The sequence below is a fragment of the Streptomyces sp. NPDC057616 genome (genome assembly GCF_042800575.1).
In the GTDB taxonomy this organism is placed as follows: Bacteria; Actinomycetota; Actinomycetes; order Streptomycetales; family Streptomycetaceae; genus Streptomyces.
In genome coordinates this window covers 38,108-52,674 of sequence record NZ_JBHVGU010000057.1, presented here as the reverse complement: position 1 = coordinate 52,674, position 14,567 = coordinate 38,108, and the positions used below count along the sequence as shown (strand labels likewise).

The following is a 14,567-nucleotide window of genomic DNA, read 5'->3' as shown; positions in this document are numbered from 1 at the left end:
GGACGAAGGCGAAGCCGAGGCCAGGAGAACGGTCGGGCTCCTGCTGGGCCTCGCCGCGGGCGACGCCGCCGGCTGGCCCGCCGCCCGCCACCGGGCGGCCCGTATGCCCGAGTGGACCCGCCGCCTCACCCGCGAGCTCGACACCTTCGCCGAGCACAACGCCACCACCACCCTCCCCGTCCCCATCGCCCTCAACCAGCCCCCCGAGCCCCTCCACCTCGGCCCCTCCGACGACGCCGAATGGGCCGCCTTCGCCGCCGAGGCGCTGCTGCGCGCCGGCGACGGCAACGCCCTCGGCGACCTCAGCCGGGAACGCCGTACGAGAGCCGCCATCGACCTGACCTGGAACGCCGTGGCCGCCGAGGTCGCCGCCGCGGCGGACCGCGCCCCGGAGATCGAGTCCGCCGTCCTGCCGCTGCGCGCCCGTATCTCCGTCCGGGCCGGACTCGGCAACCTCGCCGCCGGCCTGCGCCCGCCCGCCACCGGTCACGACAACCCCCACTACTTCGACGACGCGGCCTGCGTCCGCGCCTGCGTGCTGGCCGTCGCCCACCCCGGCGACCCCCGGCCGGCCGCGGACCTGGCCGAGTTCGACGCCCGCTACACCCAGGACGGCGACGGCGTGCACGGAGCCCGCGCCATGGCGGCCGCCGTCTCCCTCGCCCTCACCGGTGCGGACGTGCGCACCTGTGTGACGGCCGCCCTCGCCGAACTCCCCGAGACCACCGAGATCGGCCGCAACGCCCGCCACGCCCTGGAGCTGGCCGCGCGGGCCGAGTCCGCCTTCGCCCTGATCCCCCTGCTGGAGCACCGGATCGTCGACCACGTCTACAGCTACGGCATCGCCGCCGCCGAGACGGTCCCGGTGGCCCTCGCGCTGACCACCGCCGCCCGCGGCCGTATCGCGGAGGCGGTACCGGCGGCGGCCTGTCTGTCGCGCGTGGCCGACTCGGCGCCCGCCCTCGCGGGCGCCCTGACCGGCGCGCTCGGCGGCGGCGACTCGATCCCCGCGTCCTGGCGCGAGGCGTGCCGCACCCTCTCCGGCTGCGCGCTCCCCCGGCTCACCGGTACCGACCTGGTGGAACTCGCCGAGCTCCTGGAAGCCACGCAACCGCCCTCCCCAGGAGGATGATTCCGCCCATGACGCCCAAAGAGTCAGAAACCAGCCTGGAGGACCGGATCGCCGGCGCCCTCGTGGGCGCGGCGGTGGGCGACGCCCTCGGCGGCCCCGTCGAGGGCTACTCCCCCGACCAGATCCTCGAGCGCCACGGCGGCCGTGTGCACGGCGTCGTCGGCCCCTGGAACGGCGACGCCTGGCGCACCGCCCGCCCCCTCGCGCCGTACCACAAGGGCGACGGGCACGTCACCGACGACACCTTGATGACGCACGCGCTGATCCGGGTGTACGCACGGGTCCGCGACCACCTGGACGCGTACGCGATCGCGGACCACCTGGTGCCGGACCTGATGACCGGCCCGCGCTGGATCCCGGAGCTGGAGACGGAGGCCGTCCCGCTGCACCGGATCTTCCTCGCGGAGAAGTGGCTGGTGGCCCGGCTCCACTACGGCCATGTCGACCCGCGCGAGGCCGGCACGGGCAACATCGTCAACTGCGGTGCCGCGATGTACATGGCGCCGGTCGGCCTGGTCAACGCGGCCCATCCGGAGGGCGCGTACGCCGAGGCGCTCGACGTCGCGGGCGCCCACCAGTCGTCGTACGGCCGCGAGGCGGCGGGTGTCTTCGCGGCGGCGGTGGCCGCGGCCGCCACGCCCGGGGCGACGCCGGACTCGGTCGTCGCCGCCGCGCTCCGCCTGGCCAAGGACGGCACGCGCACGGCGATCGAGCGGGTCTGCGAAGTGGCCGCCCGCCACACGGACTTCGAGTCCGCGCTCCTCCCGCTGCGGGAGGCGGTGGCCCCGTACGACACGGTCGGCCCCGACTACCGCGCCCCCTCCCTCGGCGCCCGCCGCCCCTCCCGGCTGCACGCGATCGAGGAACTCCCCATCGCTCTCGGCATGTTGCTGGTGTCCCGCGGCGACTACCGCCACGCGGTGCTGGGTTCGGTGAACTACGGCCGCGACTGCGACTCGATCGCCACGATGGCGGGCGCGATCGCGGGAGCGCTGGGCGGCGAGGTGCCGGAGGACTGGTCGAAGCGGATCGCGGAGGCGAGCCGCCTGGACCTGTGGGAGCCCGCGGCGACGCTCACGCGGGTCACGCGGGAGATCTTCGAGCGGGACGTCCGCAGGCGCAGGGCGCACGAGGCGGCGTTCACCCGGATGGGAGGCGCGCGTTGCTCCGAGTGACCTGGGTCCAGCCGGAGGACCTGATCGGCCACGAGCTGCGGCAGGCCGCACTCGACGGCCGCGAACCCTCGGCGATCGCCGCGCGGTGGCGTGCCGCGGGCGGCCCCGAGGCACCGCTGCGCGCGGGCGCGTCGCCCGCACCGGTCTCGCGCTATCTGCGGCAGCTCGCCAAGGACCTGCTGGACGAACTGGCCGATCTGCCCAGCGCGTTGAGCGACAGCGAACCGACGGACCTGCGGCGGATCAAGGAGCTGTGCCCGCGCTGGCCCGCCCCCTCCCCCGACCGGTCCGTCACGCGGGACCGCCTCGAGGCCGCCTGGCTGGGCCGCGCCGCCGGCTGCCTGCTCGGCAAGCCCGTGGAGAAGCTCCCCCTCGACGGCATCCGCCGGCTGGCGCGGGCCACCGGCAACTGGCCGCTGAACACCTGGTTCACCGCCCGCGGCGTCCCCGCCGAACTCCTGGCGCAGCACCCCTGGAACCGGCGCTCGGCGGCCACCTCCCTCGCCGAGAACATCGACGGCATGCCCGAGGACGACGACCTCAACTACCCGCTCCTCAACCTCCTGTTGCTGCAGCGACACGGCAGAGGCTTCACCACCGCCGACGTCGCGGGCCTGTGGCTGGCCGAACTCCCGGCGGGCCGCACCTTCACCGCCGAGCGCATCGCCTACCGCAATCTCCTTCTCGGCCTCGAACCGCCGCGCACGGCCCGCCACCGCAACCCCTTCCGCGAGTGGATCGGCGCCCTCACCCGCGCCGACGTGCACGGCTGGACCAACCCCGGCGACCCGGCCGCCGCGGCCGAGCAGGCCCACCGCGACGCCACCCTCACGCACACCGCGAACGGCGTCTACGCCGCCATGTTCACGGCCGCCGTCATCGCCGCCGCGGCGACCGGCACGCACGACGTCCACTCCTGTCTGCGCACCGGACTGACGGTCGTGCCACCCCGCTCCCGGCTGGCCCGCGCCGTCCGCCACGCCGTCGAACTCGCCGCGCAGCACGCCGACTTCGACACTGTCGTCGACCATCTCCACGCCACCCACGCGGCCACCCACCACTGGGTGCACGCCGTCCCCAACACCGCGCTCGTGGCCGCCGCCCTCACCCACGCGGACGGCGACTTCACCGGCGCCGTCTGCCGTGCCGTCTCGGGAGGCTGGGACACCGACTCCAACGGCGCCACCGCGGGCGGCGTCGCCGGCCTCCTCGCCGGCTCCCCCACCGCCCTGCCGGACCGCTGGACGACCCCGCTGAAGAACCGGCTCGCCACCTCCGTGGGCGACTTCAACGGCATCGGCTTCGACACCCTCGCCCAGCTCACCCACCGGGAGGCGACCCGCCCATGACATCCACCACCGAGGACGCCCCGCTCACCGGCCTGCGCGTCCTCGATCTCGCCACCCTCTTCGCCGGCCCGCTCGCCGCCACCCTGCTCGGCGACTTCGGCGCGGAGGTCATCAAGGTGGAGCACCCGGCCAAGCCGGACCCCTCCCGCGGCCACGGCCCGTCGAAGAACGGCATCGGCCTGTGGTGGAAGCTCCTGGGCCGCAACAAGCGGACCATCACCCTCGACCTGTCGAAGCCGGGCGGCCGCTCCACCCTGCTGCGGCTGGCCGCCACCGCGGACGTCGTCATCGAGAACTTCCGCCCCGGCACCCTGGAGAAGTGGGACCTCGGCTGGGCCGACCTGTCCGCCGCCAACCCCCGGCTGATCCTCACCCGGGTCACCGCCTTCGGCCAGTTCGGCCCGTACGCGCACCGCCCCGGCTTCGGCACCCTCGCCGAGGCCATGAGCGGCTTCGCCGCGATCACCGGCGAGCCGGACGCGCCGCCGACGCTCCCGCCCTTCGGCCTGGCCGACTCCATCGCCGGCCTGGCCACCGCCTACGCCGTCATGACCGCGCTCACCGCCCGCGAGCGCACCGGCGAGGGCCAGGTCGTCGACATGGCGATCATCGAGCCGATCCTGACGGTCCTCGGCCCCCAGCCCATCTGGTACGACCAGCTCGGCCACGTCCAGCCGCGCACCGGCAACCGCTCCCAGAACAACGCCCCGCGCGGCACCTACCTCACCGCCGACGGCGCCTGGGTCGCCGTCTCCACCTCCGCGCAGTCGGTGGCGGAACGCGTGCTGCACCTGGTGGGCCGCCCGGAGCTGATCGACGAGCCGTGGTTCGCGACGGGCGCCGAGCGGGCCCGGCACGCCGACGTCCTGGACGCGGCGGTCGGCGGCTGGATCGCCGAGCGCACCCGCACCGAGGTGCTGGCGGCCTTCGAGAAGGCGGAGGCGGCGGTGGCCCCGGTGCAGGACGTACGGGAGGTGATGACCGACCCGCAGTACGCGGCCCTCGACACGATCACCACCCTCGACGACCCCGAACTGGGCCGACTCCGTATGCAGAACGTCCTGTTCCGCCTCTCGTCCACGCCCGGCGCGATCCGCTGGGCGGGCCGCCCGCACGGCGCGGACACCGACACCGTGCTGACCGGCCTCGGCCTCACCCCCGCGGAGCTCACAGCCCTGCGTGAGGAGGGCGCCGTATGACGACGCCCCCGCTGACCTGGCTCTACGTCCCCGGCGACCGCCCGCTCGTCGTCGCCAAGGCGCTGGCGGCGGGCGCCGACGTGGTCGTCGTGGACCTGGAGGACGCGGTCGCCCCGGACCGCAAGGAGTACGCCCGCTCGGCCACCGCCGAACTGCTCTCCTGTCCGCAGCCGGTCCCGGTCCACGTCCGCGTGAACGCCCTGGACGGTCCGCTGGCCGCCGACGACCTGGCGGCGGTGGCCGCCCTGCCCGGCCTCTCGGGCCTGCGGCTGGCGAAGGTGACGTCTCCCGAGCAGATCGTCCGCACCGCGCGCGGCGCCGCCCCCGTCGCCGGTGGCGCGCCCGCGCTGTACGCGCTCCTGGAGTCCGCGCTCGCCGTCGAGCGCGCCCACGCCATCGCCTCCGCCCATCCCGCGCTGCGCGGCATCGCCCTCGGCGAGGCCGACCTGCGGGCCGACCTGGGCGTACGGGAGGAGGCGGGCCTCGACTGGTGCCGCTCCCGCATCGTCGTCGCCGCGCGGGCGGCCGGGCTGCCCCCGCCCTCCCAGTCGGTCCACCCGGACATCCGCGACCTGGAGGGGCTCGCGGCCTCCTGCGCCCGCGGCCGCACCCTGGGCTTCCTCGGCCGGGCCGCCATCCACCCGCGCCAGCTGCCCATCATCGAACGGGCCTACCTGCCCACGGCGCGGGAGATCGAGGAGGCCGAGACGATCGTCAAGGCGGCGACCACCCAGCAGGGCGCGCAGGCCCTGCCGAACGGCCGGTTCATCGACGCGGCGGTCGTGGCGACGGCGCACCGCACGCTGTCGCTGGCCCACCGCAACGAAAAATGAGGGCGCCCGCTGCCGTGCGGGCGCCCTCATCCACGTACGACCGGGCGGTCAGCTTTTCTTCGCCGACTCCGCGCCGTCCTTCACGCCGTCGTCCGCGTCCTTCTCCCCGTCCTTGTCGAGGGTCACGGCGGCGTCGCCCTCGGCCTCACCGTCGGAGGCACCCGGCTCGACCACGGCCTCCCGGCCCGGCCGGATCCTCGACGAGAAGATCATGTACGCCACGGCGAGCAGGAACACGAGCAGCGCGGTCCAGTCGTTCAGCCGCAGGCCCAGGAAGTGGTGGGCGTCGTCGACGCGCATGTACTCGATCCAGGCCCGGCCCACGCAGTAGGCGGCGACGTAGAGCGCGAACGCCCGTCCGTGCCCGAGCTTGAAGCGGCGGTCGGCCCAGATGACCAGCAAGGCGACGCCGATGCACCACAGCGACTCGTAGAGGAACGTCGGGTGGTAGTAGCCGGGCACGCGGCCGTCCGTGGAGGACGTGATGTGCAGCGCCCAGGGGACGTGCGTCTCTCTGCCGTACAGCTCCTGGTTGAACCAGTTGCCCCAGCGGCCGATCGCCTGGGCGAAGGCGATGCCGGGCGCGACGGCGTCGGCGTACGCGGGCAACGGGATGCCGCGGCGGCGGCAGCCGATCCAGGCGCCCAGGGCACCGAGCGCGATCGCGCCCCAGATGCCGAGCCCGCCCTCCCACACCTTGAAGGCGTCCACCCAGTCACGGCCCTCGCTGAAGTACAGCTCGTAGTCCGTGATGACGTGGTAGAGCCGGCCGCCGACGAGGCCGAAGGGCACCGCCCAGACAGCGATGTCGGCCACCGTGCCCGTCCGTCCGCCGCGGGCGATCCAGCGTTTGTTGCCGAGCCAGACCGCGACGAAGACGCCGATGATGATGCAGAACGCGTAGCCGCGCAGCGGGATGGGGCCGAGGTACAGCACCCCGCGCGACGGGCTCGGAATGTAGGCAAGTTCTTCCATGGCAGGGTCGACGCTACCGTGCCGGGCGGGCCCGACGGCAGGCGGACCGGCTACGGCTCCATAACGGGCGGGCGTGAATCTCTTACCCCTTGTTCGCCTGCTGCACCAGTTGCTTCAGCTTCGCGGGCGTCATGGTCTGGTCCTGGTAGATGTTCTTGCCGTTGAGCAGAACCGTCGGCGTGCCGCCGAAGCCGCCGGCCTTGAAGGCGTCGTTCGACTTGTTCACCCAGCTGTCGTGCTTGCCGTCGTTGACGCAGGAGCGGAAGGCGGCCGTGTCGAGGCCCTTCACCTTCGCCGCGAGAGCGATCAGCTTGGCGTTGTCGCCGAAGGCGTCGTCGGTCTCCTTCGGCTGGTTCGCGTACAGCACGTCGTGGTAGTCGCGGAACTTCCCGGCGTCCTGGGCGCACGCGGCGGCGTTGCCCGCGCGCAGCGAGCCGGTGCCTCCGAGGTTGCCGTCGATCAGCCTGACCAGGTGGTACTCGATCCGCATCTGGCCGGAGTCGGTCAGCTCGTGAAGGGTGGGGCGGTACGCCGTCTCGAAGGCCATGCAGGCCGGGCAGCGGAAGTCCTCCCAGATCGTGAGCGTCGACCTGGCGCCGTCCTTGCCCACCGGGATCGCGAGGCTGTCCTTGCCCTGCGCCCCGGAGGGCGCCACGGCCGGGCCGGACGCCTTGGACTTGTCCTTGCCCGAGTTCGCGGCGACCACGCCGATCACCGCGGCCAGGCCCAGGACGCAGACGACGCTCGCGCCCACGATCAGCGCCCGCCGTCGCTTGTCGGCGGCCTTCTGCTTCTCGCGCTCGTCCGCCAGCCGCTCCCGGGCGGTGCGCTTTCCCTCACGGTTCTTCTCGCTCACACCCCCAGAACGAACCGGGGAGGCGCAATGCGCCTCCCCGGTCCCAGATCCACTCGTAAGGGGGATCAAGGTGACATGAGATGTCCGGCTACGCCTGTGCGCGCACGCCCTTGGCCAGGTCGGCGGCGAGTGAGCGCACGGCCTCGATGCCGGCCGCGTGGTCCGGTGCGTCCAGCATCCGCTTGACGAACGCCGAGCCGACGATCACGCCGTCGGCGAAGCCGGCCACCTCGGCGGCCTGCTCGGCGTTGGAGACGCCGAGCCCGACGCAGACGGGCAGGCCCGTGCCGGTGGCCCGGGTGCGCTCGACCAGGTCCTGCGCCTGCGCGCCGACCGACTCGCGGGTGCCCGTGACGCCCATCAGCGAGGCCGCGTAGACGAAGCCGCTGCCCGCGCCGGTGATCTGCGCGAGCCGCTCGTCCTTGCTGCTGGGCGCGACCACGAAGACCGTGGCCAGCCCGTGCTTCTCGGCGTGCTCCCGCCACAGCGCCGACTCCTGCACCGGCAGGTCCGGCAGGATGCAGCCCGCGCCGCCCGCCTCGGCGAGCTCGGCGGTGAAGCGCTCGACGCCGTAGCGGTCGATCGGGTTCCAGTACGTCATGACCAGGATCGGCTTGCCGGTGGCCTCGTAGGCCTCCTTGACCGTCCGCATGACGTGCGCGATCTTGACGCCGCCGCGCAGGGCGATGTCGTCGGCGGTCTGGATGACGGGCCCGTCGAGGACCGGGTCGCTGTGCGGCAGGCCGACCTCGACGACGTCCGCGCCGCCGTCCAGGGCCGCCTTGATCGCCTCGATGCCGCCGTCCACGGTCGGGAAGCCGGCCGGGAGGTAGGCGATGAGCGCGGAGCGGACCTCGGCCCTGGCGCCGGCGAGGGTGTCCGTCAACAGCTGGATGTTGCCGCTCACTTGGCGTCCCCCTCGATCTCGGCGGTGTCGGCCTCGTTGGCGGCGACCTCCGCGTCGGTGTCGTACAGGCCGAAGTAGCGGGCGGCCGTGTCCATGTCCTTGTCGCCGCGGCCGGACAGGTTGATGACGATCAGGCCGTCCCTGCCCAGCTCCTTGCCGACGTCCAGGGCTCCCGCGAGGGCGTGCGCGCTCTCGATCGCCGGGATGATGCCCTCGGTGCGCGACAGCAGGCGCAGGGCCTGCATCGCCGCGTCGTCGGTGACCGCGCGGTACTCGCCACGGCCGCTGTCCTTGAGGTAGGAGTGCTCCGGGCCGATGCCCGGGTAGTCCAGACCGGCCGAGATGGAGTACGGCTCGGTGATCTGGCCCTCGTCGTCCTGCAGGACGTAGGAGCGGGAGCCGTGCAGGATGCCGGGCTCGCCCGCGGTCAGCGTGGCCGCGTGCTCGCCCGTCTCCACGCCGTGCCCGGCCGGCTCGCAGCCGATCAGGCGGACGGAGGCGTCCGGGATGAAGGCGTGGAAGAGGCCGATGGCGTTGGAGCCGCCGCCCACGCAGGCGACCGCGGCGTCCGGGAGCCGGCCGGCGCGCTCCAGGAGCTGGCGCCTGGCCTCCACGCCGATGACGCGGTGGAAGTCGCGGACCATGGCCGGGAAGGGGTGCGGGCCGGCGACCGTACCGAAGAGGTAGTGGGTGTGGTCGACGTTGGCGACCCAGTCGCGGAAGGCCTCGTTGATGGCGTCCTTGAGCGTGCGGCTGCCGGACTTCACCGCGACGACCTCGGCGCCGAGCATGCGCATGCGGGCCACGTTCAGGGCCTGGCGCTCGGTGTCGATCTCGCCCATGTAGATCGTGCAGTCGAGGCCGAACAGCGCGCAGGCCGTGGCGGTGGCGACGCCGTGCTGGCCGGCGCCGGTCTCGGCGATGACGCGGGTCTTGCCCATCCGCTTGGTGAGCAGGGCCTGGCCGAGGACGTTGTTGATCTTGTGCGAGCCGGTGTGGTTGAGGTCCTCCCGCTTCAGGAAGATCCGGGCACCGCCTGCGTGCTCGGCGAACCGGGGCACCTCGGTGAGGGCGCTGGGCCGGCCGGTGTAGTTGACCAGCAGATCGTCGAGTTCACGGGCGAACTCGGGGTCGTGCTTGGCCTTGTCGTACTCGACGGCCACCTCGTCCACGGCGGCGACGAGGGCCTCCGGGATGAACTTGCCGCCGAACGCGCCGAAGTAGCCCTCGGGCGTGGGGACCTGACCCGACGGGTCGGGGATGAAGAAGTCGCTGGGCATGCGTGTACCTCACGGTGAGTTGGCTGTGAATGCACTGATCGCCGTGGGGGCGGGGTCGTTCGTCCGGCTGCGGGCCGTCAGTGGCTGGTCGCGCCCGCGCGGCCGTAGCCGCACATCAAGTCGAGCCCCGCGCCCCTGAGGGCGCGCTGCCATCGCCGGCCGTTCACCTGGCCCGGTTCGTCTCCGATGACGTACCTGACCCTGCGGCCGTGCACGCGGCGGGCCGGCGCACGGCAGCCGCGGGGGCGGCAGCCACGCGCGAGGCGGGCGTGCCGGTCCATGGTGGTCACGGTGAGGGTCATCGGGACAAGCCTAGCCGGGAATCAGCCCCGGCCGTGCCGCAGGGCGGGATGCTCGCCCGCCGCGACGAGGTCGGAGACCGCGGACTTCGGGTCCTTGCCGGTGACCAGGGACTCGCCGACGAGGACCGCGTCGGCCCCGGCGTTGGCGTACGCGATGAGGTCGTGCGGACCGCGGACGCCGGACTCGGCCACGCGGACGACGTGGGCCGGGATCTCGGGCGCGACGCGCTCGAACGTGCCCCGGTCGACCTCGAGGGTCTTGAGGTTGCGCGCGTTGACGCCGATCACCTTCGCGCCCGCGTCGACGGCCCGCTCGACCTCGTCCTCGTCGTGGACCTCGACGAGCGGGGTGAGGCCGATGGACTCGGCGCGCTCGATCAGCGACTCCAGGGCCGACTGCTCCAGGGCGGCGACGATGAGCAGCGCGAGGTCGGCGCCGTACGCGCGGGCCTCCCACAGCTGGTACGAGGTGACGATGAAGTCCTTGCGCAGCACCGGGATGTCGACCCGGGCCCGGACGGCCTCCAGGTCGGCCAGCGAGCCGCCGAAGCGGCGCTGCTCGGTCAGGACGGAGATGACGGCGGCGCCGCCCGCCTCGTAGTCGGCGGCGAGTCCCGCCGGGTCGGCGATCGCTGCGAGCGCGCCCTTGGAGGGGCTGGAGCGCTTGACCTCGCAGATGACCTTGACACCCTCGCCGCGCAGCGCGGCCAGCCCGTCCTTGGCCGCGGGGGCCTTCGCCGCGCGCTCCTTGAGCTCGTCGAGGCTGACGCGCGCCTGCCGCTCCGCGAGGTCGGCACGGACTCCGTCGATGATCTCGTCGAGCACACTCACGCGAGCGGCCCCCTTTCAGACGGTTGACTGTTCAGAGGTTGACCCGGGGGAAAAACCGATGGTCACTGCGATGGTATCCGGAGGAAGGCGTAGGCCTCGCATCCGGTTGACGCCGGTCCCACTACCTGGACGTTCCCCTGTTGATCAAGGATGCAGCCAGCCACCGAACGGCAGGTTCCGGACAACGCTGAAGACCAGCACCAACGTCCCCAGGGTCCACAGGTGGACCGGCCCGAGGTCGAGGCGCAGCGGCCGGCCGCGGGCCGCGCGCACCACCCATACGGTCCACAGCACGGCGAAGCCCAGATAGCCGGCGACCGCGAGGGCGTTGTCCTGGAGGGCCGCCGGGAGATCGCCGTGGATGAAGGAGTACGCGCTGCGCAGGCCGCCGCAGCCGGGGCAGTAGATGCCGGTGAAGCGGTAGAGCGGGCAGACGGGGTAGTGGCCGGGACGGTTCGGGTCCACGGTGCCGACGTAGGCGAAGGCGCCGGCGACGGCCGCGAGCAGTCCGGCGGGCACGGCGAGCCGGGACACCGCCGTGGGTGCGGCGGCCGCCGGCGTCGGGAGCGGGCTCTCGGCGTTCACGTCCAGCATTGTCCCCCCGGCACGGCCGCCACGCGCGCGTGAGGGGCGATCCGGCACCGGATCGCCCCTCGTCGGTACGCGCGGACGGCGTACGAAGGTCAGCTCTTGGTCGCGCTCGCGGCGGCCTGGCTCTGCGCCAGCGCCGCCTGGAAGTCCTTGTGCGCGTCCTTCGGCTGGCCCATGCCCATCGCGCTCATCACCCAGCCGACGACACCGCCGACGGCGACGATGCCCATACCGGCCCAGAAGCCCACGGGCTGAGCCATCACCATGAAGGCACCCGCGACGCAGAAACCGACGAAGGCGATCATGACACCGGTCCAGGCGGCCGGGGTGTGACCGTGGCTGCTGCCCGCCATTGCTTGCTCCTCAGTGCTGTTTTCGTGTCTGAGCCGGACGCTCGTGGAACATTGTCCCGCACGCGCGCGGGCGCGCCGCCCGGGGGTCGCCCATCGCGCGTCGGCTCCGGTGGTGGACCGGTCCCGGTGCGCTCCGGGCGCGGCCTACGCGCCGGTGGGGTCCTCGCCGCGGTCCAGCGCCTTCCAGAGGTCCTCCGGGCGGTCCGGGTCGGCGGCCGCGGGGGTGCGGCGCGGCTTCGGGGCGCCGGTGCGCTCGTAGCGGCCCGACATCGCGGGCCACTGGCTGCCGTAGCGCAGGGCGAGCAGGCCGGCCACGAGGAGCAGGGCGCCGCCCGCGGCCGCGGCGTAGGGCCAGGCGGTGTGGGTGAGGGCGTCCACGGTGGCCGAGGTGTCGCCGGCGGCCTGCGCGGCCTTCTCGTCGAGCGCGGAGGTGTCGGACACGCCGAGCAGGGCCGCGGCGATGGTGCCGGCACCGGAGAGCGCGAGCAGGGCCGAGACCAGCAGGCGGCCGCTCCTGCGGACGGCGAAGACGGCGACGAGCGCGGCGAGGCCCACTATGGCGAGCGCCGCGGGGACGCCGGTGACGTCGCTGCCCTTGGCGGTCAGGGAGAAGGCGCCGCCGGCCACCGTCGTGGTGCCCTCCGACCAGCGCTGCCGGGTGGAGAGCAGCGCGACGGCCGCGCCGAGCGCACCGCACAGCAGGGCAATGGCGAGACTCCGGCGGCCGGCCCGTGCGGGTCCGTCGGCTTCGGAACGGGGGTGAGGAACAGCAGTCACGTACTCCACTATCGCCCGAACCCCCCGCGAACCGTCACCCGGGGTTCACGTGAGAAGCGCCCCACTGCCCGCAAACGCCCTAGTTGCCGAGCCTGTTCGCCGTGTGGACCGCGCGGAGCACGGCGGCCGCCTTGTTGCGGCACTCCTGGTCCTCGGCGACCGGGTCGGAGTCGGCGACGATGCCGGCACCCGCCTGGACGTAGGCCGTGCCGCCGCGCAGCAGGGCCGTGCGGATGGCGATGGCGGTGTCGGAGTCGCCCGCGAAGTCGAGGTAGCCGACGCAGCCGCCGTACAACCCGCGCCGGGACGGCTCGAGTTCGTCGATGATCTGCATCGCCCGGGGCTTGGGCGCGCCGGAGAGGGTGCCGGCCGGGAAGCAGGCCGTGAGGACGTCGAAGGCGGTGCGGCCCTCGGCGACCTTGCCGGTGACGGTCGAGACGATGTGCATCACGTGCGAGTAGCGCTCCACCGACATGAAGTCGACGACCTCGACGGAGCCGGGCTCGCAGACCCGTCCCAGGTCGTTGCGGCCGAGGTCGACCAGCATCAGGTGCTCGGCGCGCTCCTTGGGGTCGGCCATCAGCTCGTCGGCGAGGGCCTGGTCCTCCTGCGGGGTCGCCCCGCGCGGCCGGGTGCCGGCGATGGGGTGCACCATGGCCTGCCCGTCCTCGACCTTCACCAGGGCTTCGGGGCTGGAGCCCACGACGTCGAAGCCGTCGAACCGGAAGAGGTACATGTACGGCGACGGGTTGGTGGCCCGCAGCACCCGGTAGACGTCCAGCGCGCTGGCCGTGCACGGCGTTTCGAAGCGCTGCGAGGGGACGACCTGGAAGGCCTCGCCCGCGCGGATGCGCTCCTTGACGTCCTCGACGGCCGCCCGGAAGTCGGGGCCGCCCCACAGGGCGGTGTACTCGGGCAGCTCGGAGGGCGGCAGCACGGCGGGCGGCTGGGCGACCGCGCGCGTGAGGTCCGCCTCCATGGCGTCGAGGCGGGCGACGGCGTCGGTGTAGGCCTCGTCGACGCCCGTGTCGAGGTCGTTGTGGTTGATCGCGTTGGCGATCAGCAGGACCGAGCCCTCCCAGTGGTCCATGACGGCGAGGTCGCTGGTGAGGAGCATGGTGAGCTCGGGCAGTTTCAGGTCGTCGCGCTCCCCCGGGCCGATCTTCTCCAGGCGGCGCACGATGTCGTAGCCGAGATAGCCCACCATGCCGCCGGTGAAGGGCGGCAGGCCCTCCTGGTGCGGGGTGTGCAGCGCCTCGATGGTGGCGCGCAGGGCGGCGAGCGGGTCGCCGTCCGTGGGGACGCCGACGGGCGGGGTGCCGAGCCAGTGCGCCTGTCCGTCGCGCGCGGTCAGGGCGGCGGCGGAGCGCACGCCCACGAACGAGTAGCGGGACCAGGAGCGGCCGTTCTCCGCGGACTCCAGCAGGAAGGTGCCGGGGCGCTCGGCGGCCAGCTTGCGGTAGAGCGCGACCGGGGTGTCGCCGTCGGCGAGGAGCTTGCGGGTGACCGGGATGACCCGGCGGTCGGTGGCCAGCTTGCGGAACGTCTCGAGGTCCATGGCGGCCGACCCTACTGATCCGCGCCGGACGGGACGGAATCGGCGTCCTTGAGGAGCACGTCGGCGTCGAAGCAGGTGCGCGCCCCGGTGTGGCAGGCGGCACCGACCTGGTCGACCTTGACCAGCACGGTGTCCGCGTCGCAGTCCAGCGCGACGGACCTGACCCACTGGAAGTGACCGGAGGTGTCGCCCTTGACCCAGTACTCCTGGCGGCTGCGCGACCAGTAGGTGCAGCGGCCGGTGGTCAGGGTGCGGTGCAGCGCCTCGTCGTCCATCCAGCCGAGCATGAGCACCTCACCGGTGTCGTACTGCTGGGCGATGGCGGGGACGAGCCCGTCGGCGCTGCGCCTGAGGCGCGCGGCGATCTCCGGGTCGAGGCTGCTGGCGGGAGGCGTGCTGGTCATGGGTGCCATTGTGCCGCGCGGCGGCGGCGGTCACGGTGGCGAGTC

At 73.5% G+C, this 14,567-nt stretch carries 16 protein-coding genes; 5 read left to right on the top strand and 11 right to left on the bottom strand.

Annotation, left to right across the window (positions count from 1 at the left end; translation table 11 throughout):
• Positions 1-40: 40 nt before the first annotated feature.
• The 5 genes from ACFU97_RS42435 to ACFU97_RS42415 are packed head-to-tail and all read left to right on the top strand — an operon-like array spanning position 41 to position 5,688.
• Complete coding sequence (locus tag ACFU97_RS42435; protein ID WP_384267663.1) at positions 41-1,132, top strand: ADP-ribosylglycohydrolase family protein; 1,092 nt, start codon at positions 41-43, stop codon at positions 1,130-1,132.
• Between the two features lie 8 nt (positions 1,133-1,140).
• Positions 1,141-2,307 (top strand): ADP-ribosylglycohydrolase family protein, encoded by a 1,167-nt coding sequence (locus tag ACFU97_RS42430; RefSeq protein WP_384267660.1) that lies wholly within the window; start codon positions 1,141-1,143, stop codon positions 2,305-2,307.
• Positions 2,295-3,656: an ADP-ribosylglycohydrolase family protein gene (locus tag ACFU97_RS42425; RefSeq protein ID WP_384267657.1), complete on the top strand. Its 1,362-nt coding sequence runs from the start codon at positions 2,295-2,297 to the stop codon at positions 3,654-3,656. The genes ACFU97_RS42430 and ACFU97_RS42425 overlap by 13 nt, the downstream gene beginning before the upstream one ends.
• Entirely contained in the window at positions 3,653-4,855 is a 1,203-nt protein-coding gene (locus ACFU97_RS42420) for a CaiB/BaiF CoA transferase family protein (protein ID WP_384267654.1), read from the top strand. The genes ACFU97_RS42425 and ACFU97_RS42420 overlap by 4 nt, the downstream gene beginning before the upstream one ends.
• A complete protein-coding gene (locus ACFU97_RS42415; RefSeq protein ID WP_384267651.1) occupies positions 4,852-5,688 on the top strand; it encodes an HpcH/HpaI aldolase/citrate lyase family protein in 837 nt (278 codons plus the stop codon). The genes ACFU97_RS42420 and ACFU97_RS42415 overlap by 4 nt, the downstream gene beginning before the upstream one ends.
• Positions 5,689-5,736: 48 nt before the next feature.
• Here ACFU97_RS42415 and lgt read toward each other — a convergent pair whose 3' ends face one another.
• The 11 genes from lgt to hisI form a co-directional block, all read right to left on the bottom strand.
• The gene (gene lgt / locus ACFU97_RS42410) at positions 5,737-6,663 is read right to left on the bottom strand and encodes a prolipoprotein diacylglyceryl transferase (RefSeq protein ID WP_384267649.1); all 927 of its coding nucleotides are present in this window, start codon (positions 6,661-6,663) and stop codon (positions 5,737-5,739) included.
• An 82-nt stretch (positions 6,664-6,745) separates the two neighbouring features.
• Positions 6,746-7,519 carry a DsbA family protein gene (locus tag ACFU97_RS42405; RefSeq protein ID WP_384267646.1) on the bottom strand — a complete coding sequence of 258 codons (774 nt, stop codon included), beginning with the start codon at positions 7,517-7,519 and terminating at the stop codon, positions 6,746-6,748.
• Between the two features lie 88 nt (positions 7,520-7,607).
• Positions 7,608-8,426: a tryptophan synthase subunit alpha gene (trpA, locus tag ACFU97_RS42400; RefSeq protein ID WP_384267643.1), complete on the bottom strand. Its 819-nt coding sequence runs from the start codon at positions 8,424-8,426 to the stop codon at positions 7,608-7,610.
• Complete coding sequence (trpB, locus tag ACFU97_RS42395; RefSeq protein ID WP_384267641.1) at positions 8,423-9,706, bottom strand: tryptophan synthase subunit beta; 1,284 nt, start codon at positions 9,704-9,706, stop codon at positions 8,423-8,425. The genes trpA and trpB overlap by 4 nt, the downstream gene beginning before the upstream one ends.
• Positions 9,707-9,783: 77 nt before the next feature.
• Positions 9,784-10,008, bottom strand: coding sequence for a tryptophan biosynthesis modulator TrpM (gene trpM / locus ACFU97_RS42390; RefSeq protein WP_384267639.1), 225 nt, complete (start codon positions 10,006-10,008; stop codon positions 9,784-9,786).
• Between the two features lie 21 nt (positions 10,009-10,029).
• Entirely contained in the window at positions 10,030-10,839 is an 810-nt protein-coding gene (trpC, locus tag ACFU97_RS42385; RefSeq protein WP_384267636.1) for an indole-3-glycerol phosphate synthase TrpC, read from the bottom strand.
• 144 nt (positions 10,840-10,983) lie between these two features.
• A complete protein-coding gene (locus ACFU97_RS42380; RefSeq protein WP_384267634.1) occupies positions 10,984-11,433 on the bottom strand; it encodes a DUF2752 domain-containing protein in 450 nt (149 codons plus the stop codon).
• Between the two features lie 89 nt (positions 11,434-11,522).
• On the bottom strand, positions 11,523-11,783 hold the full coding sequence (locus ACFU97_RS42375; protein ID WP_384267631.1) for an HGxxPAAW family protein: 261 nt from the start codon (positions 11,781-11,783) through the stop codon (positions 11,523-11,525).
• A gap of 144 nt (positions 11,784-11,927) precedes the next feature.
• Entirely contained in the window at positions 11,928-12,569 is a 642-nt protein-coding gene (locus ACFU97_RS42370) for a TIGR02234 family membrane protein (protein WP_384267629.1), read from the bottom strand.
• 70 nt (positions 12,570-12,639) lie between these two features.
• The gene (locus ACFU97_RS42365) at positions 12,640-14,118 is read right to left on the bottom strand and encodes an anthranilate synthase component I (protein ID WP_384267626.1); all 1,479 of its coding nucleotides are present in this window, start codon (positions 14,116-14,118) and stop codon (positions 12,640-12,642) included.
• Between the two features lie 11 nt (positions 14,119-14,129).
• On the bottom strand, positions 14,130-14,522 hold the full coding sequence (gene hisI, locus ACFU97_RS42360) for a phosphoribosyl-AMP cyclohydrolase (protein WP_384267624.1): 393 nt from the start codon (positions 14,520-14,522) through the stop codon (positions 14,130-14,132).
• Positions 14,523-14,567 lie beyond the last annotated feature (45 nt).